Consider the following 23,765-nt stretch of genomic DNA (forward strand, 5'->3'; position numbering starts at 1 on the left):
AGATTGCCATCGAGAAGACCGGAACCACCGACGGAGCGAAGCTGGCGGCCGCGCTGAACACGTTCAACCACCAGCAGCCGTTCCTTTCCGGCCCGCTGACGTTCACCCCCCAGGCACACATCCAGCTCGACGCCCCGCTACGGATCGTCAAGTACACCAACGGCAACCGCGCATTCTTCGAGACCGTCCAGCCCGAGTTCCCCGCCGCGACCACCGACGGCATCGGCTGATCCATGGCCGCCTCCGCCTCGTATGAGCTCGCGGTCGAGAACGTCTCGGTTCTATTCGGCTTACTTCGCGCTGTGGACGATGTCTCCCTGAAGCTCGGTCCAAGGGAAACCCTTGGCCTCATCGGGCCGAACGGGAGTGGCAAGACTACGACGGTGAATGTCATCACGGGATATCAACGTCCCGATTCCGGGCGCGTCCGGATTGGCGACGTGGACATTTCGCGTTTGCGTCCCGAGGCGAGGATCGCAGCCGGGCTGTCCCGGACGTTCCAGGCCGTCCGGCTCTTCGGCCGGCTCACCGTGCGCGAGAACATCGAGGTGGGAGCCCTCGGCGTGGGAGCCTCCAGGCGAACAGCGCGCGCCAAGGGCAGCGCTTTGATGGCGAGGTTCGATTTGACGGATCTGTCTGAGGTCCGGTCGGCGAGTCTTCCTTACGGGTTGGAGCGGCGTGTCGCTCTGGCCCGCGCCCTGGCGACTGATCCGAAGTTCCTACTTCTCGACGAGCCAGCGGCAGGGCTTGACGAGGACGAGACTGATCAACTCGTGTCGGATCTGACCGGCGTGCGCGAGGAGACGGGTTGTGGCCTTCTGGTCATCGAGCACGATATGCGGCTCATCACGAAACTGTGCGATCACGTTCACGTGCTCGCGGCCGGTCGCACACTTGCCGTGGGCGACCCGGATGCGGTTGTGCGCGACCGAGCCGTTGTCGAGGCATACCTGGGTGCGGGGGCGGCCGATGTCGCGTCTTGAGTTGCACGATCTTCACGTGCGTTATGGGGCGGTGGCCGCGGTGCGCGGCTTCGATCTCGTTGCGGAGTCCGGCAAGATCACGGCGCTCCTCGGGCCGAATGGAGCCGGCAAGTCAACTACGCTGTTGGCGTTGGCAGGCGCTTGCGAGGGCAAGGTGTCGGGTCAGATGCTTCTTGACGGAACCGAGATCTCTGGACTCTCTGCGGAGATGCGGGCGAGAAAGGGCATCGCACTCGTCCCGGAGGGGCGCCGCATCTTCACCAGGTTGACTGTCGAGCAGAATTTGACGCTCGCGCGCGCGGGGCGGGCTGATCGTCGCGAGGTCAAGGTGGCGGAAATATACGACCGTTTTCCTGTGCTCCGCGACTTCGCAACGAGGCAAGCTGGCCTGCTGTCAGGGGGACAGCAGCAACAGCTCGCCATCGGGCGGGCGCTGATGATGCGTCCCACTGTGCTTCTCTTCGACGAGCCTTCGCTGGGGCTCTCTCCCAAACTCGTCGAGGAAGTGTTCCAGTCAATCGTGTCCCTTCGCGACGACGGCCTGGCCATCGTGCTCGTCGAGCAGAACGCGAAGCGCGCCGATGAGCTGTCGGACTCGACCTATGTGATGCGCCACGGCCAACTGGAGGGTCAGGGAGCGGCGGCAGTCGTCGACGAGCTCGATCAGGCCTTCATCTCCGCTCGCACCGATCAACGGACGAACTCATGACATTGCTGCAGAACAGCATCACCGGCATCAGCGTGGGCGGGTTGTACGCCTTGTACGCCTTGGGACTCGCAGTGATCTACGGTGTCGCTGGGATCATCAATTTTGCGCAGGGCTACTTCATCGTCGTCGCTGCTTACACCGCCCTCGCACTCGACGGCCTGCCAGCGCCGGTGGCCGTCGTCGGAGCCTTGGTGGCGGGCGTGGCTGTCTCCGTGGCGAGCGAGCGCGGGATCTTTCGTTTCGCCAGGGGGTACGACCCTGGCACCCTGTTGGTCCTGTCCTTCGCTGTTGCCCTGGCGATCGAAAGCATCTTGACCGTCGTCTTCGGCAGTGACACGGTCTCGACATCGTTCGGAGCAGGGTTGGCGGCCCCCATCCACATCGGCTCACTGAGCATCGTCTTGATCGATGTCGTGACCATCCTGGTCGCGGCCGTGCTTCTCGGTGGTCTGGCGCTGCTTCTCAACGCCACCCCTGTGGGCAGTCAGCTGAGGGCGGCTGCAGAGGACTTCACGATGGCACGCCTTGTGGGTATCCGATCAGACCGCATCATGGTCGTCGCGTTTGCAGTGAGTGGACTTCTGGCCGGCGCGGCGGGACTGCTGTTCGTGGCCCGCTCGGGAACGCTCACTCCGACCAGCGGCCTTCAGCCACTCACCGTTGCGTTCGTCGCAGTCGTCATCGGTGGTATCGGCAGTCTCTCGGGTGCAGTCCTGGGTGGGTTCATCCTCGGTGCCACGACGGTCGCGTTGCAGGTGCTGCTGCCCGACGCTGCCGTCCCCTATCGCGACGCCATCCTCTACATCCTCGTAATCGTCAGCCTGACGTTCCGCCCGCAGGGCCTTCTGCCCTCCACCAACGAGAGGTCACGCGTGTGAACGGCCAGCCGAATCGTGTGGTCGCATGGTCGGCGACCCTGTGGCCGATCGTGGTTCCCGTCGCAGTCCTCGCGGGGCTCGTGGCAGTCGTGTCCACGGGGGACTTGGCGCTTGGCAGCGTCGGGGTCACCGCCCTAACCAACCTCGTGATGGTCGTGGGGCTCTACACGTTCTGGGGAAACTCCGGCGTCTTGTCATTCGGTCACATAGCGTTCGTCTCGGTCGGCGCCTACACCTCGGCTCTCTTGACCATCCCGGTGACCACCAAGGCGTTCGTCCTTCCTGCACTGCCGGATGTCCTCGCGGACAAGGAAACGTCGTTCCTGGTAGCGACCGTGATTGCCGCGGTCGTCGCGGGCGCGTTTGCCGGGGTTCTCTCCATCTCCATGATGCGACTGTCTGGAAATGCCGCGGGCATCGCTTCATTCGCCCTTCTCATCGTGGTCCTGAACATCGCCTCTCAATGGAAGAGTGTCACCGGCGGCCTGATCACGCTCACGGGCATCCCGACAGACCTGAAGTTGTGGGCCGCCTACGCCTGCGCTGTGGTGGTGATCGCTGCCGCAGCGATCTACGATCGCTCCGGATCTGGACGACGGTTGCGGGCATCGCGCGAGGACTATGTCGCGGCCCAGGGTATCGGTGTCAAGGTCAGGCGTGAGCGGAGGATCGCCTTCACGCTCAGTGGCGCCATGATGGGTGTCGCAGGCTCCATGTATGCGCACGGAATAGGTGCGTTCGGGCCCAAGGATTTCTATATGAATCTCACCTTCTTGATCCTCGTGATGCTCATCATCGGCGGCATGGGCAGCCTGCTCGGCGCGATGGTCGGAGCTGTTGTGGTGTCGATCCTCGAGGAAGTCTTGGCTCGCTGGGAGGCGGGACAGTCAGTGGCGTCTGTCTCCATCCCCATCCCGGTGGGCTTCGCAGACCTGGTTCTCTCGCTGGTGCTCGTCCTGATCCTCTTGTTCAGGCCTGACGGCCTCACAGGATCTCGCGAACTGCCGCTGCCTCGCCGTAAACGACAATCCCCCATCGTGTCGGAGAAAGCGCCGATGGGGGAAGACGTGAGGTAGGGCCTCCCACCGTGTCAAACCCTTCGCATCCTGCGTCGCCGTGCTATGGGCGGTGCACGCCGCGCTGGCGGTCGTCGGCGATGCCGGGCTCACAGTCAATTTGAACTACACCAACCATGTCCATTCGTACACCGACCCCTAACAATATGAGGAACCATGACCAATTCTGATTCTGACGTGCTCTCGACATCCCGATCGATCCTGGTTATCGGCGCCGGGGAACTCGGTATGCCGGTGCTGCGGAGCGTCGCGGGCAGAGCTCCCGAGGAAGGCGCGACCGTCAGCGTGATGCTTCGCGAGAGCACGGTGACGTCCGAAGCTCCGGAGAAGCAGCGCGACATTGCCGAGCTGCGCGAGCTGGGCGTCGACATCGTCACCGGTGACTTGGTGAAGAATTCCCTCGATGAACTCGCATCCTTGTTCTCGGGATACGACACCGTTATCGGTTGCGCCGGCATTGCTGCAGGTATCGAGACCCCCATGAAGGTGGCCAAGGCAGCGCTGCAGGCAGGGCTTCCGCGCTATTTCCCGTGGCAGTTCGGAGTCGACTTCGAGATCATCGGCCGCGGCAGCCCTCAAGACATCTTCGACTCGCAGCTGGACGTGCGCGAGCTGCTGCGCGCTCAGAGCAATACGGAGTGGGTCATCATCTCGACGGGGATGTTCATGAACTACCTCTTCGAGCCGGGCTCGGGCATGGTCGACCTGGCGACAGACACGGTCAACGCCCTGGGCACCCTCGACACCGCCGTTACCTTGACCACCCCTGAAGATATCGGCATGTTGACCGCCGACATTCTTTTCGCGAAGCCCCGCATCCGCAACGCGATCGTCTACATCGCCGGCGATAGCGTGACATACGGAGAAGTGGCTGACACGCTGGAGGATGTCCTTAAGCGTCCGTTCAAGCGCGTCGAGTGGAGTGTTCCCTTCCTGCTTGACGAGCTGGCCAACGACCCGGACAACATGACGCGCAAGTATCGCGCCGTGTTCGCACAAGGTCGCGGCGTGTCCTGGGACAAGACTCAGACGTACAACTACCGCCACGACATCCCGACGACCGACCTGCGGAGCTGGGTCGCGGCGAATCTCGGCGCTAAGTAGGCAGGCGAAGCGCCGGATTCCGTACCTAGTCGTCGACAGTTTCAGATGGCCCTCCCCGGACTCCGCCGATTCGACCACGTCGGCGTCACTGTTCCCGATCTCGAGGCGGCTCACGCGTGGTTGGTCGACGTGCTGGGCTGCGAGTACATGTACCGGCTCGGGCCCTTCCGATCCGAAGACACCGACTGGATGCGCGACCACATGGGAGTGGATCCGCGGACCGTCATGCGCGAGTTGCGGTTCTATCGGGTGGCGGGACAGGCCGTGCTTGAGGTGTTCCAGTACGAGGCGCCCGAGCAGCTCCCAACGGGGCCTCGCAACAGCGACGTCGGGGGCCATCACATCGCGTTGTACGTCGACGACCTCGATGACGCCGTCGCATACCTGAGGGCCAGGGATGTTCGTGTTCTGGGCGAGCCTACGTCCAGTAGCAGCGCCTCCGAGGGCCAGCGCTGGGTCTACTTTCTGACGCCATGGGGCATGACCTTCGAGCTGGTCTCCTATCCTGACGGCAAGGCCTTCGACTACCACCCGGAAAGGTTTGAGTAGAACAGTGAGCACCGAAGTCGCCGCGGAGACGGTCAGCAGCCAGCGCATCGCCTCCGCTCTGCGCGAGAAGATCCTCGCGGGCGACTACAGCCCGGGTGAGCGGTTGTTGCAGGACGTGGTCGCCGAGCAGTTCGGCACCAGCCGGATCCCTGTCCGCGAGGCGTTCCGCATCCTCGAGGCCGAAGGCCTGACCGAGGTGCTTCCGAACCGAGGCGCGCGAGTCCCATCGCTCGACCTGTACGAGGTCCATACGTACTACCGCATGCGTGAACGGCTGGAACCGCTCACCCTGGCCGAAAGCATGGAACATCTCAGCGATGCCCAGCTCGCGCGAATGGAGTCCGTGCAAGAGCTCATCGAGTCGGGGCCCGACGTCGGGGAATTCCTCGCACTTGACCGCGACTTCCATATGAGTTCTTACGCCGGCTGCCCCAGCGGCCAGCTGCTCTCCACCACAGTACGACTGTGGAACGCCACTCAGCACTACCGGCGAGCCTTCATGCAGCTAGCCGGTGGGGACCGCATGACGATCGTCAACGCGGAGCATCGCCTCATCCTTGACGCGTGCCATCGCCACGACGCGGAAGACGGTCAGCGCTTTCTCGAGGCCCACATACGCCGAACGAGGGTCGCCCTCACCAGCCACCCCGAGCTGTTCGCGAGATGACCCTCGAGAACGGGCCCCGGCGGTGTGCGCAGTGTGGGGTCGACCGGCTCGCCCTGTCATAGCTGGGCAGCTTGAGCGGGTCCTGCGGGTGTCCGGAAGGTTCAGGCGGGCGGAGCGGGATCCCGGCTCGTTGCCGCTGGCTCGTTCAGCGCCACCTCACCAGCTCCCCCACGTTTCAGGTCGGGTGTTCCAACGGCTCACCGGCCAACATCTGGGATCGGCTGACAGCCCATTCGTGGCTGTCCCTCCGTGTCGCAACGGTCAGCCCGCCCATCGTGACCACGTCTATGACATACGTCGCTTTGGATACACAAGCGGGTGGCTCTGAGCGTAGACAGCGTGCCACCGAGGCATTGAGGGTTGCCTATGGATCCATTCGGTGTCATAGTTAACGCGATCTGTATCGCACCACCCCGTCATGCGCAGGAGCAAACCGTGGTTCAGCACCGACCGCTCGACCCCACAGTGCCGTGGACCGAGGTCACCGCCGACGACTCCGACTGGGACGCGGCCGAACCTGGGTTGCTGACCGGGATGCTCAGCCAGCTCGTCCTGATCAGGACCTTCGAGGAGCTGGTGCTGCAGTTGGCCGGTGAGGGCCTCATCCACGGCCCGGCCCACTCCAGCATCGGGCAGGAGGGTGGAGCCGTTGGCTCTGCGATCTCGCTGCGCACTACCGACCACGTCAACGGGTCACACCGGGGGCACCACCAGTTCCTCGCCAAGGTGCTGGCCCACTTGTACCCGGAGGGACTCGATCCAACGGCACCCTTCCCGGCTGACGTTGAGCAGGTGCTCCTTCGGACGCTGCGCGAGATCTGCGGACTCGACCAGGGCTTCTCCCATGGCCGTGGCGGCTCCATGCACCTCCAGTGGCTGGAGGCCGGCGCGATCGGCACGAATGCCATCGTCGGGGGTGGTGTCCCGCTGGCCGCCGGCTCCGCCTGGGCACACAAGCACGCTGGCACCGACGACGTCACGATCACATACTTCGGCGACGGTGCGACGAACATCGGCTCCACCCTGGAGACGATGAACCTTGCGGGCGCCTGGTCACTGCCGCTGTGCTTCTTCATCGAGAACAACCTGTACGCCGTCTCGACGCACGTGTCGGAGGTGACGGCGGAGACCCGGCTGTCGGGTCGAGGCCCGGGATTCGGTATTCGCAGTTGGAAGGTCGACGGGATGGATCCGCTCGCGGTTCACCTCGCGATGCAGGAGGCGCTGGCGCATATGCGCCGCGGGCAAGGGCCGGCAGTCGTCGAAGCCGAGGTCTACCGCTACTTCCACCAGAACGGTCCGTTCCCCGGCAGCGCGTTTCGATACCGCAGCAAAGAGGAGGAGGCGGAGTGGAGGAGCCGCGACCCGATCGCGCGGACGGTCGGCCACCTCGTGCGACGCGGCATCCTGACCCAGGAACAGGCGGACGGAACCACCACCGCGGCGCAGCAGCTCATGCAGCGCCTCGCCGAGGTCATCCTCGAGCCGAAGCCAGACGGGAAACCCAAGGAGCGGCAGATCAAGCCCTCCGAGTGGCCCGAGCCCGGCATGGTGGACGTCGGCGTCCGCGGCGACCTGTCCGAACTTGCGGACATCGTGTTCAGCGACATGGACGACCACGTCAACCGCCTGCAGGACATGAAGTTCATCGACGCCGTGGCCGGTGTGATGGGTCGCCGCATGGCTGACGACGAGCGCATCGTCGTGCTCGGCGAGGACGTGCACCGGCTGTCCGGAGGCACGAACGGCGCTACGAAGGGCCTCAAGGACGCGTTCCCTGACCGGGTCCTCGGCACCCCCATCGCCGAGAACGCCTTCACCGGCCTCGGTGGCGGGATCGCGCTCGATGGCCGCTACCGCCCCGTCGTCGAGTTCATGTACGCCGACTTCATGTGGGTCGCGGCAGACCAGCTGTTCAACCAGATCGCCAAGGCGCGTCACATGTTCGGCGGCACGAACGCAGTGCCCTTCGTGCTCCGCTCCAAGACGGCGATGGGCACCGGTTACGGCTCGCAGCACTCGATGGATCCTGCCGGGGTCTACGCCACCTCGGCGGGGTTCCGCATCGTGGCGCCGTCGACGCCCTACGACTACGTGGGGCTGATGAACACCGCCCTGGCTCTGAACGACCCGGTCGTCGTCATCGAGCACGTGGACCTCTACGACTCCACTGGCCCGGGACTGCCCGATGACTTCGACCACTACCTGCCCTTGGGCAAGGCGCGGGTGCGTCGCACGGGGACGCGCATCACGATCGTCACCTATGGCGTCATGACGCCTCACGTGCTCGAGGCCGTCGAGCAGCTCGGGATCGACGCAGAGGTCATCGACCTGCGATGGCTCGACCGCGCATCGCTCGACTGGGACGCGATCACGGCCAGCGTCCAGCGCACGAATGAGGTGGTGATCGTAGAGCAGGGGGCTCGTGGCACGTCGTATGGCGGCTGGCTCGGCGACGAGATCAGTCGTCGGTTGTTCGACTGGCTCGACGCACCGGTGCACAGGATCCACGGGGGCGAGGCGTCGCCCACTATTAGCAAGGTCTTAGAGCGCGCCGCATTTGCGCGAACCGCCGAGGTCGTCGCCGGCCTCGTGAAGATCGTGGGTCTGTGACGTGCCCGAGCTGATGCGCATGCCGGAGGTGGTGGCAGGGGCTACGGAGGCGGTCCTCGCCGCTTGGATCGTCGCCCCCGGCGCCGCGTTCGCGGCCGGCGATGCGGTGGTCACGGTCGAGACGGACAAGGCCGTCGTCGACGTGGAGGCCGACTCCGATGGCGTCATGCTGCGGACACTGGTGCAGGCCGGCGCCACGGTAGACGTCGGAAACCCCATCGCCCTGCTGGGTACCGTCGGCGAGGACGTCCCGGACATCGATGCCGCGCTGGCGGCCATGGGCATCGACGGCCCCCCTGCGAGTACGGCGGGAGCGACCGCACCCGCAGCGGCTTCAAGCCCGATCCGCGACGCCGCATCGGCGCTGGAGACAGGACGCGCTCCGCAAGCTGGTCGGATCTTCGCCAGCCCGCTCGCTCGCAAGTTGGTCCGCGAGGCCGGGATCGTCCTGGATGAGGTGACCGGCACTGGGCCGGATGGCCGCATCCGTCGCAGGGACGTGGAGGCTGCCCTCGCGACTGGCGTTGGGACGCCGCAGGCGCCCGCTGCCCCGCGGGACGATCCGATCACGGCCCCGCTGGGTGACGCAGAGTACATCGACGAACCGAATTCCCGGATGCGGTCCTTGATTGCGGCTCGGCTGACGGAGAGCAAGCAGACCGCGCCCCATTTCTATGTGAAGGGGTCGGCGCGGGTCGACCGCCTGCTCGAGCTGCGACGAGAGATCAACGACGGCGGCACCGTGAAGGTGTCGGTCAACGATCTCATCGTCAAGGCCGTTGCGACGGCGCACACCTTGGTGCCGGGTCTCAATGTGATCTGGACCGGCGATGCGATTCGGCACTTCGCCCGAGTCGACGTCGCGATCGCGGTGGCCACCGAGACGGGTCTGGTCACGCCAGTCGTGCGCGGCGTGGACCGTCTGACCATCAGCGAACTGGCCGCTGTGACCGCCGACCTGGCGAGCCGCGCCAAGGCCAAGAAGCTGCAGCAGAGCGAGCTTGAGGGCGGCAGCGTCAGCGTGTCCAACCTCGGCATGCTCGGCACGGAGGAGTTCTCGGCGATTCTCAACCCGCCGCAATCGTCCATCCTGGCCGTGGGTTCAGCCACACCCCAAGCCGTGGTCGTCGAAGGCCGCATCGAGGTCGCGACCGTTTTGAGAATCACCTTGTCGGTCGATCACCGGCCGGTCGACGGCGCGACCGCGGCCCAGTGGATGCAGGTCTTCAGCGATCTGCTGGAGCACCCAGGGCGCATCCTCGCGTGATCACCACCGCCCCGGAAACAGGAGGAGCCTTGTCCGGCACCACGTTCGACGTCGTGATCCTCGGTGGCGGCAGCGGTGGTTATGCCGCCGCACTGCGGGCTTCACAGCTGGGACTATCGGTCGCGCTGATCGAGAAGGACAATCTGGGCGGGACCTGCTTACACTACGGGTGCATCCCGACCAAGGCGCTGCTGCACGCAGCCGAGGTGGCCGACGCCACCAAGGAGGCGGAGGCGTTCGGGGTGCGCGCGGAGTTCAAAGGCATAGACCTGCCGGGCGTGCACAAGTATCGCGATGGGCTGGTGGGTCGGCTCTACAAGGGTTTGCAGGGTCTGGTGGAGTCCCGTCGCATCGAGCTGGTCGCGGGCACCGGGCGGCTGACCTCGCCCACCACCGTGCAGGTCGGCGACGAGACCTACACCGCCTCGAAGGCCGTGATCCTGGCGACGGGGTCCTACGCGCGCTCGCTGCCCGGGCTAGCGATCGGCGGGCCGGTCATCACCTCCTACGAGGCGCTGTCGCTGGACTTCGTGCCCGCATCGGCGATCGTGCTGGGTGGTGGCGTAATCGGCGTCGAGTTCGCGAGCGTGTGGCGCTCCTTCGGCAGCGACGTGACCATCGTCGAGGCGCTGCCCCGGCTGGTCCCCAACGAGGACGAGGCCTGCTCCAAAGCGCTGGAGCGCGCGTTCGGCAAGCGCGGTATCAAGGCCAGGACCGGCGTCCGGTTCCAGAGCGTCACCCAGGACGCGAACGGCGTCACCGTCACCCTCGAGGGCGGCGAGACGCTGCCGGCCGACGTCCTGCTCGTCGCGGTCGGCCGCGGCGCGAACGCGAGCGGCATGGGCTTTGAAGAGGTCGGCGTCGCGATGGACCGGGGCTTCGTCCTCACCGACGACCGGCTGCGCACCAACGTCCCGGGTGTCTACGCCGTCGGTGACATCGTTCCCGGCCTGCAGCTGGCCCACCGCGGGTTCCAGCAGGGCATCTTCGTAGCCGAGGAGGTCGCCGGTCTGTCCCCGCGCGTCATCGACGAGGCGGGCATCCCGCGCGTCACCTACTGCAACCCCGAGATCGCCTCGGTCGGCCTCACCGAGGCCCAAGCCAAGGAAAAGTACGGCGACGTCGAGGCCTACGAATACAACCTCGGCGGCAACGGCAAGTCCCAGATCCTCGCCACCACCGGCTTCGTGAAGCTCGTGCGCGAGAAGGACGGTCCGGTTGTAGGCGTCCACATGGTCGGCGCCCGGGTCGGCGAGCTCGTCGGCGAGGGCCAGCTGGTCGTGAACTGGGAGGTCTACCCCGAGGACGTGTCGGGCCTCATCCACGCCCACCCCACGCAGGCTGAGGCTTTTGGCGAGGCCTTCCTCGCCCTGGCCGGCAAGCCCCTGCACGCCCACGCCTGACCCCTGCGCCTACGAGGAGATCATTTATGACGACCGCGCTCATCCGGGGGATCGATCCCGGATCCGTGACCCCCGTGCCAATCGACGGCGAGCTCGTCTCCGGTAGGGCGTCGATCGAGGTGCGTGCGCCATACGACGGCATCCTGCTCGGCTCGATCCCTTCGCTGGGCGCCGCGGAGGTCGACCGGGCAGTGGCGGCCGCTAAGAAGGCGCTGCACGAGGACCCGCTGCCCCAGTGGAGGCGCGCGGAGATCCTGGACAAGGCGCTGCTTCTGTTGCGCGAGCGCGAGGAGGACTTCGCGCGCTGCATCGCGCTGGAGGCGGCCAAGCCGATCCGCACGGCACGGGCCGAGGCGCAGCGTACGGTGTCGACGTTGCAGTTCTCGGCGGCCGCGGCCCGCACCCTCGCGGGCGATGTCGTGCCGATGGAGGCCTCGGCCGCGGGGCAGGGCAAGCTCGGCTTCATCCTGCGCGTGCCGATCGGCGTGGTGGGCGCGATCGCGCCGTTCAACTTCCCGCTGAACCTGGTCGCGCACAAGCTCGGCCCGGCTATCGCCGCGGGCTGCCCGGTCGTGCTCAAGCCGGCGAGCCAGACGCCGTTCTCGTCGATCCTGCTGGCGAACCTGCTGTTCGAGGCCGGCCTGCCCGCGGGCTACCTGCACGTCGTCACAGGCGGCGGCGGCGCGGTCGGCAACCCTCTGGTCGACCACGAGGACGTCGCGCTCATCACCTTCACCGGCTCGCCGGAGGTGGGCTGGGGCATCCGGGCCCGCGCGCCCCGCAAGCGCGTGGGCCTCGAGCTCGGCAACAACGCGCCGCTGATCCTCGAGCCGGACGGCGACTGGCGGAGCGCCGTGGCGAAGGTGCGGGTTGCGGGCTTCAGCCACGCGGGTCAGTCGTGCATCTCAACCCAGCGGCTGTTCGTGCATTCGTCGATCGCCCACGATGTCGTCAAGGAGCTCGCGGCTGCGGTCGAGACCCTCGTGGTCGGCGATCCGCTCGACGAGGCGACCGATGTCTCCGCCCTCATCAACGCTGGCGAGCGCGACCGCGTGGCCGGTTGGGTCCGCGAGGCGGCCGACGCCGGCGCGCGCGTCGCCGCTGGCGGCGAGATCCGCGCCGACGGCGTGCTGTCGCCCACCCTCATCGACGGCGCGACACCCGACATGAAGGTGTGCGAGCTCGAGGTCTTCGGACCGGTCGTCGCGGTCATCCGCTACGACGACTACGAGGACGCCCTGCGGATGGCGAACGAGACCCGCTATGGGCTGCAGGCCGCCGTCTATACCAAGGACATCGACAAGGCGCTGCGCGCGGCCCGGGTCCTCGACTTCGGCGGCGTGCTCGTCAACGAGGTCCCGACCTTCCGCGCCGACCAGCAGCCCTACGGCGGCCTGCGCGACTCCGGCAACACCCGTGAAGGACCGGCCTGGTCGGTCCGCGAGATGACCGAGGAGCGCCTCATCATCCTCACCGGCTGACCCGCAAAGGCAGCCGGAAGTCCCCACTAGTGGCGCACAACTGGAGTTGACGGCACTGAGCGCTCAGCATCCCAGACGCTTGATGATGAATCGAGTCGGACACGTCCAGGCCCGGAGCAGCACCACAACTTGCTCTTCGGCACCGCGCGTGCGTGGCTCGTCAATGGGTACTCCTTGGCCGGCCGGCGACCTATCCAGTGGTCGCAAGGGCAGGCCAGCGAACAAGAAGACGAAGTCAGCGGGCGCGTGGACAACACATTCCCAACTTCATCGGTCCTCGCCTCCCGTTGGGGAGCAAGACCGCCGGCCGTGTGCTTCAGGCAGCTGCTGCGCGCCGAATTCGAACTTGGGGCAGGCGATCACCTGGTCATAGATCACCTGGTCAGTCAGAGGCTTCAAGCCCGTCTTGCACATCGGCGTTCTCGGACCTCATCGTCAGTCCGGAACCCTTGGCAACGGTCAGCAGGAGGGACGCGAAGTCTTGTTCGGTGTTGCCGCTACCTGCCTCCTGCGCGACCAGGTTGCGAACGACGGACGCGACCGGCATGACAACGCCTAGGTCATGTGCGAGAGCGAGGCCGAGGTCGAAGTCCTTCTGCAGAAGGACATTTGTAAACGTCGGCGTGAAGTCCAGGTTGACCAAAGCGGGCGTCTTGTACTCGGTGAAGGTCGAGCCCAAGACGGAGGCGTTCATGAAGCCCAGGAAGTCCTGCCGTCGCACACCGGCCTTCTCTGCCAGCACCGTGATCTCCGCCAACGACTGGAAGACCACTCCGAGGAAGACGTTATGGGCGATCTTCACGGTCCGCGCGACCTCTCCCTCACCCGCGTAGGTAACTCCGCGGCCCCAGATCTCTAGGAGCGGACGCGCGGTCTCGAATACGTCGCGCGGTCCGGATGCGATCACAGTGAGCTTGCCAGCTCGGATCACCTTCGGGTTCCCCGATACGGGCGTGGCGAGAAAGCCTGTTCCGCGCGCATCCGCAGCGGAGCGAACCTCCTCGCTCACCTCGATGGAAACAGTCGAGGCATCAGCAACAATCTTGGGCGCCCGCGACGAATGGGTCAACAGGCCATTATCCGCGAGCATCACTTGGCGCAGGTCTTTCGACGCCGACACCATGCTGAAGACAATGTCGCGATCTGCCAGGTCGACCGGTCGGGTCACCACCGTGGCACCGAATTCGGAGAGGAGCTCAGCCTTGGCGCGGGTACGGTTATAGACGGCGACGTCGTACCCGGCGTTCAGCATGCGTTTTGCGAGTTGCTGACCCATCCGGCCGGCGCCGATCCATCCGACTGTTGGCTTGAAGGTCATGTGTGAACTCCTCCGTGAGAATTCGATGGAAGGGCTCCGGCGCAGCGGCTCACCTCGGCTCACAAGTCGAAGACGGGGTGCGCTCCGGGGTCCTACCTTCTGCGTGGTTGGGTCAAGCGATGAGGCCGCGGCCAGAGTCGGTGTTGAGGTGTGACTGTGAGTCGCGTAGCGACGGAAGATCGCGACCGACGGCGATGTACTTTTGGCCTGCAACGAGGAGGTCCTCCGCAGGAAACTTTGTGATGACCTTGCATCCGTCGGCGGTGACGACGACCTCTTCCTCGATACGAGCTGCGCCGATCCCGTCGGCCGAGGGCCAGTAAGTTTCCAGCGCGAAGACCATGCCCTCCTGCAGCTCTTCGGGGTGGTCGAGGGAAACCAGCCTTGAGAAGATGGGCTTTTCCCAGATCGAGAGCCCAACGCCGTGTCCGTACTGGAGGGCGAATGCGGCTTCTTCGTCGGCGAACCCGAATTCCTGAGCGGTCGGCCACACCGACACTATGTCGGCCGTCGTGGCACCGGGCCGGACCAGAGCGATCGCGCAGTCCATGTACTCGCGGGCTCGCTTGTAGGCGTCGTGCTGAGCCCGGCTCGCCGAGCCGACTGCGAACGTGCGGTAGTAGCAAGTTCGGTAGCCATTGAAACTGTGGAGGATGTCGAAGAATGCGGGGTCGCCCGGGCGGATGAGCCTGTCCGAGAAGACGTGCGGGTGCGGCGAGCACCGTTCGCCACTGATGGCGTTCACGCCCTCGACGTACTCAGAGCCCAGGTCGTACAGAGTCTTGGAGACGAGCCCGACGCATTCGTTCTCACGAACGCCAGGACGGAGGAAGCGGTACAAGTCCTCGTACGCGGCGTCCACCATCGAGGCTGCCTGCGTGAGGAGAGCGATCTCGTCACGGGTCTTGATCCGACGCGCCTCCAAGAAGATCTGCTGACCATCCACGACGTCGATGCCCTCGGCTTGAAGCGCAAAGAGGATGGGGAGCTCGATGACGTCAACGCCGAGCGGTTCCTTCTCAACCCCGAACTTCTCGAGCTCGCGCTTGATCTTGCGTGCCACCGACTGCGCGATCTCGGCGTCCGGGCTGAAGGCTCCCCGCAGGGTCGAGATGCCGGCACGCGCACCAGACTCCGCGCGGGGGCGCTTTGCTCCGTGGTGAGGAGCGTGCGGATCAGCGTCAGCCTCGGCGGTCGTCAGGTTCAACCACGGGTTGTACAGCTGGTGGTGCTTGGCGGCCGAGCCGAAGTCCCACGAGATCGGGTCGGTGTTGCGAGTGAGCAGGCTGAAGCGGATCAGCTTGTCCATGGCCCACGTGCCGATATGGGTTGCGGTCATGTAGCGGATGTTCGAGAAGTCAAACGCAAGGACTGACCCGCAGTGGGAGCTCTCAAGTTGCCCCTTGAGGCGAGCCAGGCGCTCGTCGCGCAGCCGCCCGAAATCAATCCGCTCCTCCCAGTCGACAGCGTTGGTACCGGTTGTTGCGGTATCACTGATCACGGTGTCTCCTGACATGGTCCGGCGGGCGAACCAGTCGTCGCTGATCGCAGCCAAGGTCGGCACGATGCTGGGTCAGCGAATCGCCCGTTCAATCTCACTTAACACCTTACTCAACGCACCCGGCGGATCGCAAGCCACTGAGGGGGGCAGGTGCTGGCAGATTCACGCCTGGGAGTTGTGCAGGAGGGCGTCGATCGAAGCGGTCCGGTCGGTCAGCCCTGGGCGTGACGCACGAACCACACGCCGTGCGCCGGGGTGTCCTCGCGATTGCGGAACAGGTGCGGCTGCGACGAGTCGAACCCAAGCGCCTCGCCGGGGTGGAGCATGAATACCTCGAACCCGACCTTGATCTCGAGATTCCCCTCCAGGAGAAGGCCGAACTCGGATCCCGGGTGCTGCAGCATCCGGTCGTCATGAGTGGAGCTGCTGTGCGGCGGGTAGATGATCTCGATGAAGTCGAGGTCGGTGCCGGTGTTGTCGACCAAGCGCTCCCATATCACCCCAGTATCCATCTCGAGGCGCGGCCGCTCCCCTGGTCGACTGATCGACACTCGCGCTAGACCGGACGCGCGCGGGAAAGCGTCGGCGGGCGAGCCGAAGTCCGAGCGATTGAGTGGGTGGGCCGCGCCGTCTGCGCCACGCTGCCCCTGGCTGACCACCGATCCACCGGGCGCCGGCGTGTGCAGGGAAGGGCTGGGCCCGTCAATCGAGAACAGGTCGTCGATCGAGACCTCAAGCAGCTGGGTGATCGAGTACAGGGTCGCGACAGAGGGCTGCGACTTCCCGTTTTCTAGCTGCGAGAGGAACGAGGGCGACACGCCGATCTGTCGCGCGACCTCGCGCAGGGACAGGCCGGACTGAATGCGGACGTCACGAAGCCGAGAACCGAGGCTCGCCATCTCCAGCACCGACTCACCTCTCCGACCGCAGGACGCCCTGAGGGTACGCTACCGGCAGGCCCAGCTGCCCCGGCCGGCGCGCCACGTGGCCACTGACGCCGGGCATGCAGAGCGGTTGAGTTTCTCAGATCGCCGCGACGGCATCGACCTCGATGGTGGCGCCATTGAAGAGCGACTGAACGCCAATCACCGTGCTCGCAGGAGCGTTGCTCCCGTCGATGATCTCATCACGGACTCGGCGGTAGATCTGCAGCTTCTCCTGGTCGAGCCCGGTGATGTAGATGTTCACGCGAGCCAGGTCTGAGAAGCTCGCGCCACCGCTCTCGAGCGCGCGCTGCAATTGGCGCAAGGTCAGTTCGACGGCTCGGGCAAAGTCGGCGGGAACCGACTTGTCCTCCTCAAAACCGACCACGCCCGACACGAACAGCAGGTCACCGGCCGACACTCTGACGCTGTCGGAGATGCCGGGAACCGCTGGCGAGGGTGTGCGAGTAATGCGTTCGTTGCTCATGGTGGTCGCCCTTCAGGTCGAGGTGAGCGGTTGGTGTTGCACAGCGTTGGCGCCGATGCGAGACGACGTTGGCCACGTCAGTCAATCTGAGCAGTCAGCCCGGCCGCCTCGATCCCGGCGACCGCAGTCCCCTCATCGTTGTCGGAGTTGTCCCCGGTGACGCCCACTGCGCCAAGGAGTGTTCCGTCTGCAGTCCGGATCAGCACCCCTCCGGGCACCGGGACGAGAGAGCCGACCGCCGCGCCGACACCGGTGACGAACGGCGCGAAATCCTCAGCCCGCCCCATGGTGCGGCGTGAGCCCCAGCCCAGTGCGATTGCACCGTGAGCTTTACCGTGGGCGATCTCGAAGCGTTGGGTGGAGGACCCATCTTCGCGCGCTGCGGCGGTGACGTGGCCGCCAGCGTCGAGGACCACCACGGTCAGTGGGTGCAGACCGCGATCGTGGCCGGCGGCCAGGCAGCCTGCGATGACTTCGCGCGCCTGCTCAAGGCTGATCCCTAGCGCTCGGTGCTGTGTCACCACTGCACGCCACTCCGGTTCCTCCGGTGCGCGCTGACCACAAACAGTGCGGGCGGGCCAGAGGCTTGTCGAAGCCCGGCACTCGGTCCGGGGCCGATCGCGCCTCGCCCACGGTCACCGGGACTGCGGATTGATGGTTTGCTTGCCATGCGCAACCTTCCGTATGGTAGAATCTAGTTTCCACAATACCTTGGTTTGTTCACGATGTCAGCGCATCAGGGGCCGCACCTACAACGCGAGGCAGCAGGTCGTCGTGGCGCCGACGTACCCGGTTGCCCCATCCCCCAGACGTCTCGCCATTGAGGACTTCCCATGATTCCCGAGGTTGAATCGCCGCTATTCGAGGAGTTGCTGGCCGAGCTCGGCGGCGATGTCGTCGTGACGGACCGCGTGCGCATCGAGAAGTACCGACGCGACCGTGCCCTGGATCCTGACGCCGGAATGCCGCTCGCGGTGGTGAGGGCCGAATCAACCGAACAGGTGCAGGCCGCAGTTCGGTTCGCCGCCAGGCACGACCTTGCGATCGTGCCTCGGGGGGCGGGATCCGGGCTCTCCGGCGGCGCGTCGGCAGTAGACGGCTGCTTGGTGATCTCCACCGAGCGGATGACGGCTATCGAGATCGACCCGGTGACCCGGACGGCAGTGGTGCAGCCGGGATTGATGAACGCAGGAGTCAAGGCGGCGGCCGCGGAGTACGGCCTGTGGTACCCGCCCGACCCCTCGTCATACGAGTTCTGCTCAATCGGAGGGAATGTGGCGACCAACGCCGGGGGGCTCTGCTGTGTGAAGTATGGCGTCACCGCCGACTACGTCCTGGGCCTCACCGTCGTGTTGGCCGACGGCGCCGCAGTGACGCTCGGAGGACCTCGGCTCAAGGATGTAGCCGGGCTATCGCTGACCAAGTTGTTCGTCGGCTCAGAGGGGACGTTGGGGATCATCACTGAGGTCGTGCTGCGCCTGGTGCCGCGACAGCGGCCGCCGGCCACCCTCGTCGCGACCTTTGCCACCCTGGAAGGGGCGACCGGCACAGTGCTTGAGGTCACTCGGCAGCTCCGCCCCTCCATGGTGGAGTTCATGGACCAGGTGACAATCCGCGCGGTCGAGGACATGACGAGGATGGGGCTCGATCTCGACGCCGCAGCGATGCTGGTCATCCAGTCGGATGAGCCGGCCGGCCACGCCGCAACCGAGTGTGCCTTGATCGCCGAAATTTGCGTTCGGCACGGAGCCACCGAGGTCTATCACACCGACGACCCGGACGAGAGCGAGGCGTTCGTGGCAGCCCGCCGCAGCGCCATTCCCGCGGTCGAGCGAACCGGAACCCTACTGCTTGAAGACGTCGGCGTCCCGCTGCCCGAGCTTGGCAACTTGGTCGGTGGCATCGCCGACATTGCGCGGGAGCGCGACGTGACCATTGCTGTCATCGCTCATGCGGGTGATGGCAACACCCACCCGCTGATCGTCTTCGACCCGGCGGACCAGGACATGGTCGACCGCGCGCATGGGGCTTACGGAGAGGTCATGGACCTTGCCATCAGGTTGGGCGGCACCATCACAGGCGAGCACGGCGTGGGTCGACTCAAGCGCCCCTGGCTCGCGAACTACCTCGGCCCAGACGCGCTGGCCCTCAACCGACGCATCAAGGATGCACTTGATCCGCAAGGCATCCTGAATCCCGGGGCGATCTTCCACGTCCCCCAGTCGAACTAGTGCTCGCGCGTGGTCAAGATTGGGCGAACACCCGTCCCGGTGAGCTGGGTGCACGAAGAGCCGCGGCCGTGGTCAGCAGCTGACTGAGGCCGCGGGAGCCTGGCATCAGTACCGGAGGGCGCGGCCCTTCGACCAACCGAACCAACGATCGATCGCCACGTGGACCGTCACGAGCGGGCTCTCCCTGGCGGGGTAGTCCTTGCCGAGGAAGTGCTTCGAGAGTCGATCGATGTCGGCGAGTCCCTTGTCAGGCTTGATCGACACAACGCGCCCTTGGACAGAAAGGTGCGTGCCGAAGTCATCCGCTGCAAGCGCAGTCAGGGACACGTGGCCATGGTCTCGCAAGTGTTTCAGGCGGGCGCGGTCTGCATTCATGCACAGCATGAGGAGCCCATCGTCCTCGATGAGGTACCAGGTCGCTACCGATACGGGGCGGCCGGTCGCCGTGACGGTCGCCATGACGGCCGGGTTGGGCCTGCGGAGAAAGGCGAGGGCGGCTTCTGGCAACGGAGCGTCGGGCATGCCGCCATCGTCCCAGCACCGGGTCCCGGGCGGCGGAACGTGCGCGTCGCCGTCTCGGTTCTCGCGGGTACGCCGACGGCACAGGGAGCCGGGTCGAGTGGACTGCCAACTCAGGGCACGTGGACGCCATCGAGCGTTCACTGACGGTTGACACCGGGCGCGCCCACTACTAATTTCGGCATGCGACACGATGATTCCATCATACAGAATGACAACGGGGTAGTGGGCAATGGTGAAAATCGGTGACCTGATGGTCTCGGAGGCCCTCGCGGCCTTCGTCGAGACGGAGGCGCTTCCCGGCACGAAGCTCACCGCGGCTGAGTTCTGGCAGGGTGCTTCCGCGATGATCCGGGACTTCACGCCGCGGATCCAGGAGGCGCTTGCGCGTCGCACAGAACTTCAGCTGGCCATCGACAGCTGGCACGCCAACTCGGACGCACTGGCCGATGGTGACGCATACGAGAGGTTTCTTCGCGAGATCGGCTACCTCGTCCAGGAGCCTGAGACGTTCGCGATCGCGACCGAAGGCGTGGACCGTGAGATCTCCTCCATCAGCGGCCCGCAGCTCGTTGTTCCCCTGTCCAACGCGCGCTTCGCCGTCAACGCTGCCAACGCCCGCTGGGGCTCGATGTACGACGCGTCCTACGGCTCAGACGTCATCGATGAGGATGGTGATCGTGGTCGCGGAAGCCTCTACAATCCCGTACGYGGTGCCGAAGTGATACGCCGGGGGCGGACATTCCTCGACGACCACGTCCCTCTGCTGAGCGCGTCGCACGCCGACGTCACTCGTTACGCGGTCGTCGAGGGAGCGTTGAGTGCGTCAATCGGAGTGGACGCCGCCGTCGTCGGACTGGCCGACCCCGGCCAGCTCGCAGGGTTCCAGGGCCCTCCCGAGGCGCCCACCAGCATCCTCCTGCGTCATCACGGCCTGCACCTCGAGATCCAGCTCGATCCCGAGCACCCGGTAGGGCGCACCGACCGCGCGAACGTGTCGGACATCGTCCTCGAGTCCGCCATCACCACGATCATGGATCTCGAGGACTCGGTCGCCGCCGTCGACGCGGAGGACAAGGTCCATTGCTACCGCAACTGGCTTCACCTCATGCAGGGGCGGCTCGAGGCCATCGTCGAGAAGGGCGACCGAACCTTCGTGCGCACGATGGCGGAGGATCGCACGTACAGCAAACCGGCCGACGGGGAGGTCACCCTCCCGGGACGCTCGCTCCTCCTGGTGCGTCAGGTCGGTCATCTCATGAGCTCAGACGCGATCGTCGATGCGGATGGCCGGCCGGTGCCCGAGGGAATCATCGACGCGCTGGTGACCGCGCTCGGCAGCCTCCACGACTTGCAGGGCCCCGGCGCCGGGCGTAACTCACGAGCCGGAAAGATGTACGTGGTCAAGCCCAAGCTGCACGGCCCCGACGAGGTCGCCCTGGCGTGCGACATCTTGGCACGGGCAGAAGTGGTAGTCGGCCTACCTCCGCTCACCATGAAGATCGGCATCATGGACGAGGAGCGCCGCACATCCGCAAACCTGAAAGCCTGCATCAAGGAGGCGCGCGACCGCATCGCGTTCATCAACACCGGGTTCCTCGATCGCACAGGCGACGAGATCCACACGTCCATCGAAGCCGGGCCGGTCGCGCGAAAGGGCGACATGAAGGCGCAGACTTGGATCAAGGCCTACGAAGATTCAAATGTCGACATTGCCCTCGAGTGCGGGTTCCAGGGTCGGGCACAGATTGGCAAGGGCATGTGGGCGGCGCCAGACAACATGGCCCAGATGCTGGGGGAGAAGCGACAGCACCCCGAGGCGGGAGCAAGCTGCGCCTGGGTGCCGTCGCCAACCGCGGCCACCTTGCATGCGATCCACTACCACGAAGTCGACGTCGCGGCCCGGCAGGCTGAGCTCGCCGGCCGGCGGCGGTCCACGGTGCGCGAGCTGCTCACCCTGCCATTGCAGGACCCGGCCGAATGGACCGAGGATGATCGTCGACACGAGCTCGACAACAACGTGCAGAGCACACTCGGGTACGTCGTTCGGTGGATCGATGCCGGCGTCGGATGTTCGAAGGTTCCAGACCTGTCCGGCACGCCGCTGATGGAGGACCGCGCCACGTGCCGAATCAGTTCGCAGCACGTGGCCAACTGGCTTCTTCACGGAGTGATCTCGTCAGAAGACGTTGAGGACTCCCTGCGACGGATGGCCGTGATCGTCGACGGGCAGAACGCCGTCGACCCGAAATACCGGCCGATGGCACCGGGCTATGACGGCGAAGCGTTCCTTGCGGCGCGGGACCTCCTCCTGGAAGGACGTGAACAGCCGTCCGGCTACACCGAGCCGATCCTGCACCGTCGTCGACTCGCCCGGAAACGTGCTGAGCTGAGTTCCCGATGATCGAGCGTGGCACCTCGGGCGACCTCGGGACTCGATGTGTGGCTCGGCTGCGCCGAGATCGGCCAGTATGGCGCTCGGCCTAATCGCGGCGACCAGCGGGAGGAGCTTTGAGCGTGCTCTGACCAGCCTGCCGGGGCACGAACGGCCCTCGAGTTGCGTCATGCGGTAACACTCGACCATATAGTGTCACGTTATGAAAACGCAGCGTGGCGCCAGCCCTGGAAATGGCGTGCAGTCCCTGCATCGCGCGCTGGACCTGATGGAGGCGATTTTCGGGAGTGGCCCCATGACCCTGCGCGACGTTGCGTCGCGAGCGGACCTGGCGGAGCCAACGACTCATCGGCTGCTCAACACCATGGTCGATCGCGGATTCGTTCGGCGACTCCCGGACCGTCGCTACGGTCTGGGCGCGCGGTTGATTCCGATGGGAAGCAGTGCAAGCCGGCAGATCGCCGGGGACGCGACCATCGTGCTGGGGCGTGTCGAGGCGGAGCTCGGTGAGACCGTCAACCTCGCGGTGTTGTCTGGCGTGCAGGCCGAGTACGTCGCGCAGGTGCCCTCGAGTCACGCCATGCGAATGTTCACCGAGGTGGGCGCACGGGTCCCGCTTCATTGCACTGGCGTGGGGAAGGCGCTGCTGGCGCAGTTGGAACCATCTGCCGCGTTGAAGCTTGTGGAACGGCTCAACCTCGAGCGACGAACAGAGCACACCCTTGTCGACCGTGACGAGCTGACGCGGGACCTGGATCGCATTCGGGCCCGGGGCTACGCGTTGGACGAGCAGGAGCAGGAGCTTGGTGTGCGGTGCGCCGCGGTCGCGTTTCCTCACCCTGGATTCGGGTCAGGCGCCATTTCGGTCTCGGGCCCCGTGACCCGCATGACGGACGGTCTCGTGGCCAAGGCCGTGGAAGTACTCAAGGCATCGGTCGACGACCTCATCCGGATCAGCAGTTCGGCCACCGGAGCTTGACCACCTCGGTTCCAAGGGTCGAGTGGGCCGGAGCCGGCGTTTCGTTCAATTCTCGCATGATTGGATACAAATCCGACCCCAGTTCGTGATCGCTGTCGGTCCAACTGAGGGGGCGCGATCGAGCGTCGATGACACTCGGCCGGACATTCGGGGGGTGCCCTGGGGACCGCGGCCACGTGGGCTTTCGGCGTCGATCAACGGCCTGGTTTACCCTCCGTGCCTCGGTTCGAGGCCTTCGTGCCTGCTGTCTGCACGATGGCGAACGGTTGCGGCTAGGGCACATTCACGCCCATCGTGCTGCCTGTCACGGCCGGAGTTCCGTTTCACGTCTCACATGCCCGGTCGCTGTGGCCGTCTGCTGCGCTGACCATCTGTCGAGCATCGACACCGGCCCACTTGGCTATGGACGAGGTATTGACGAGCCGTGCGACGCTCGCTACGGTTTCGACGAGCAGAATATACATTTCACTATTCGGATGGAAGGCCACGGGAATGAAGATGAGCCACAGGCAGGGGTCGAGGTTGGGGCTGGCGTGTGCCGTTGTTGCCGTGCTGGCTCTGTCGGCGTGTGCGTCGACTGGCAGTGCAGACAGCCCCGGCGCAGGCGGTAGCAGCAAGGGCGGGCCGATCAAGATCGGTGCGGCGGTGGGKCTGACGGGCATCCTGAAGGACTATGACGGGC

General features: G+C 65.6%; 21 protein-coding genes and 1 pseudogene. 16 read left to right on the forward strand and 6 right to left on the reverse strand.

All coding sequences use genetic code 11. The features are described from left to right. The 12 genes from AC1DX8_RS20140 to AC1DX8_RS20195 all read left to right on the forward strand — a co-directional run. On the forward strand, nucleotides 1-230 hold a 230-nt coding region (locus AC1DX8_RS20140), incomplete at its 5' end, for a hypothetical protein (protein WP_477631735.1). A gap of 3 nt (nucleotides 231-233) precedes the next feature. Beyond that, complete coding sequence (locus AC1DX8_RS20145) at nucleotides 234-983, forward strand: ABC transporter ATP-binding protein (RefSeq protein WP_477631736.1); 750 nt, start codon at nucleotides 234-236, stop codon at nucleotides 981-983. Further along, a complete protein-coding gene (locus AC1DX8_RS20150; RefSeq protein ID WP_477631737.1) occupies nucleotides 970-1,692 on the forward strand; it encodes an ABC transporter ATP-binding protein in 723 nt (240 codons plus the stop codon). The genes AC1DX8_RS20145 and AC1DX8_RS20150 overlap by 14 nt, the downstream gene beginning before the upstream one ends. After that, the gene (locus AC1DX8_RS20155) at nucleotides 1,689-2,570 is read left to right on the forward strand and encodes a branched-chain amino acid ABC transporter permease (protein ID WP_477631738.1); all 882 of its coding nucleotides are present in this window, start codon (nucleotides 1,689-1,691) and stop codon (nucleotides 2,568-2,570) included. The genes AC1DX8_RS20150 and AC1DX8_RS20155 overlap by 4 nt, the downstream gene beginning before the upstream one ends. Continuing rightward, nucleotides 2,567-3,646 carry a branched-chain amino acid ABC transporter permease gene (locus tag AC1DX8_RS20160; protein WP_477631739.1) on the forward strand — a complete coding sequence of 360 codons (1,080 nt, stop codon included), beginning with the start codon at nucleotides 2,567-2,569 and terminating at the stop codon, nucleotides 3,644-3,646. The genes AC1DX8_RS20155 and AC1DX8_RS20160 overlap by 4 nt, the downstream gene beginning before the upstream one ends. Before the next feature lie 156 nt (nucleotides 3,647-3,802). Beyond that, nucleotides 3,803-4,750 carry an aromatic alcohol reductase gene (locus AC1DX8_RS20165; RefSeq protein ID WP_477631740.1) on the forward strand — a complete coding sequence of 316 codons (948 nt, stop codon included), beginning with the start codon at nucleotides 3,803-3,805 and terminating at the stop codon, nucleotides 4,748-4,750. A 45-nt stretch (nucleotides 4,751-4,795) separates the two neighbouring features. Then, entirely contained in the window at nucleotides 4,796-5,299 is a 504-nt protein-coding gene (locus tag AC1DX8_RS20170) for a VOC family protein (protein ID WP_477631741.1), read from the forward strand. Between the two features lie 4 nt (nucleotides 5,300-5,303). Beyond that, nucleotides 5,304-5,966 (forward strand): GntR family transcriptional regulator, encoded by a 663-nt coding sequence (locus AC1DX8_RS20175; protein WP_477631742.1) that lies wholly within the window; start codon nucleotides 5,304-5,306, stop codon nucleotides 5,964-5,966. Between the two features lie 435 nt (nucleotides 5,967-6,401). Continuing rightward, a complete protein-coding gene (locus AC1DX8_RS20180; protein WP_477631743.1) occupies nucleotides 6,402-8,579 on the forward strand; it encodes an alpha-ketoacid dehydrogenase subunit alpha/beta in 2,178 nt (725 codons plus the stop codon). 1 nt (nucleotide 8,580) lies between these two features. Continuing rightward, on the forward strand, nucleotides 8,581-9,846 hold the full coding sequence (locus AC1DX8_RS20185) for a dihydrolipoamide acetyltransferase family protein (RefSeq protein WP_477631744.1): 1,266 nt from the start codon (nucleotides 8,581-8,583) through the stop codon (nucleotides 9,844-9,846). A 29-nt stretch (nucleotides 9,847-9,875) separates the two neighbouring features. Beyond that, a complete protein-coding gene (gene lpdA / locus AC1DX8_RS20190; protein WP_477631745.1) occupies nucleotides 9,876-11,249 on the forward strand; it encodes a dihydrolipoyl dehydrogenase in 1,374 nt (457 codons plus the stop codon). 26 nt (nucleotides 11,250-11,275) lie between these two features. Further along, nucleotides 11,276-12,730: an aldehyde dehydrogenase family protein gene (locus tag AC1DX8_RS20195; protein ID WP_477631746.1), complete on the forward strand. Its 1,455-nt coding sequence runs from the start codon at nucleotides 11,276-11,278 to the stop codon at nucleotides 12,728-12,730. A gap of 382 nt (nucleotides 12,731-13,112) precedes the next feature. Here AC1DX8_RS20195 and AC1DX8_RS20200 read toward each other — a convergent pair whose 3' ends face one another. The 5 genes from AC1DX8_RS20200 to AC1DX8_RS20220 all read right to left on the reverse strand — a co-directional run bounded on the left by AC1DX8_RS20200 (nucleotide 13,113) and on the right by AC1DX8_RS20220 (nucleotide 17,480). After that, nucleotides 13,113-14,048 carry an NAD(P)-dependent oxidoreductase gene (locus AC1DX8_RS20200; RefSeq protein WP_477631747.1) on the reverse strand — a complete coding sequence of 312 codons (936 nt, stop codon included), beginning with the start codon at nucleotides 14,046-14,048 and terminating at the stop codon, nucleotides 13,113-13,115. Between the two features lie 112 nt (nucleotides 14,049-14,160). Continuing rightward, nucleotides 14,161-15,603, reverse strand: coding sequence for a M24 family metallopeptidase (locus AC1DX8_RS20205; protein WP_477631748.1), 1,443 nt, complete (start codon nucleotides 15,601-15,603; stop codon nucleotides 14,161-14,163). Nucleotides 15,604-15,761: 158 nt separating this feature from the next. Further along, nucleotides 15,762-16,448: a helix-turn-helix domain-containing protein gene (locus AC1DX8_RS20210; protein ID WP_477631755.1), complete on the reverse strand. Its 687-nt coding sequence runs from the start codon at nucleotides 16,446-16,448 to the stop codon at nucleotides 15,762-15,764. Between the two features lie 124 nt (nucleotides 16,449-16,572). Beyond that, the gene (locus AC1DX8_RS20215) at nucleotides 16,573-16,959 is read right to left on the reverse strand and encodes a RidA family protein (RefSeq protein WP_477631749.1); all 387 of its coding nucleotides are present in this window, start codon (nucleotides 16,957-16,959) and stop codon (nucleotides 16,573-16,575) included. Nucleotides 16,960-17,036: 77 nt separating this feature from the next. After that, entirely contained in the window at nucleotides 17,037-17,480 is a 444-nt protein-coding gene (locus tag AC1DX8_RS20220) for a GlcG/HbpS family heme-binding protein (protein ID WP_477631750.1), read from the reverse strand. Between the two features lie 312 nt (nucleotides 17,481-17,792). On the opposite strand from AC1DX8_RS20220, the gene AC1DX8_RS20225 reads away from it, so the two are divergent. Continuing rightward, nucleotides 17,793-19,190 carry an FAD-binding oxidoreductase gene (locus tag AC1DX8_RS20225; RefSeq protein ID WP_477631751.1) on the forward strand — a complete coding sequence of 466 codons (1,398 nt, stop codon included), beginning with the start codon at nucleotides 17,793-17,795 and terminating at the stop codon, nucleotides 19,188-19,190. Between the two features lie 105 nt (nucleotides 19,191-19,295). Here the strand turns inward: AC1DX8_RS20225 and AC1DX8_RS20230 are convergent, their stop codons facing one another. Continuing rightward, complete coding sequence (locus AC1DX8_RS20230; RefSeq protein WP_477631752.1) at nucleotides 19,296-19,712, reverse strand: pyridoxamine 5'-phosphate oxidase family protein; 417 nt, start codon at nucleotides 19,710-19,712, stop codon at nucleotides 19,296-19,298. Nucleotides 19,713-19,941: 229 nt separating this feature from the next. On the opposite strand from AC1DX8_RS20230, the gene AC1DX8_RS20235 reads away from it, so the two are divergent. From AC1DX8_RS20235 to AC1DX8_RS20245, 3 genes and pseudogenes are all read left to right on the forward strand, one after another. Further along, nucleotides 19,942-22,113, forward strand: a complete 2,172-nt coding sequence (locus AC1DX8_RS20235; protein WP_477631753.1) for a malate synthase G — start codon at nucleotides 19,942-19,944, stop codon at nucleotides 22,111-22,113. A gap of 193 nt (nucleotides 22,114-22,306) precedes the next feature. Next, a complete protein-coding gene (locus AC1DX8_RS20240; protein WP_477631754.1) occupies nucleotides 22,307-23,083 on the forward strand; it encodes an IclR family transcriptional regulator in 777 nt (258 codons plus the stop codon). Nucleotides 23,084-23,575: 492 nt separating this feature from the next. Then, a pseudogene (locus tag AC1DX8_RS20245) lies at nucleotides 23,576-23,765 on the forward strand (ABC transporter substrate-binding protein); the annotation flags it as partial.

It is taken from the genome of Pedococcus sp. P2_A3, assembly GCF_056405035.1.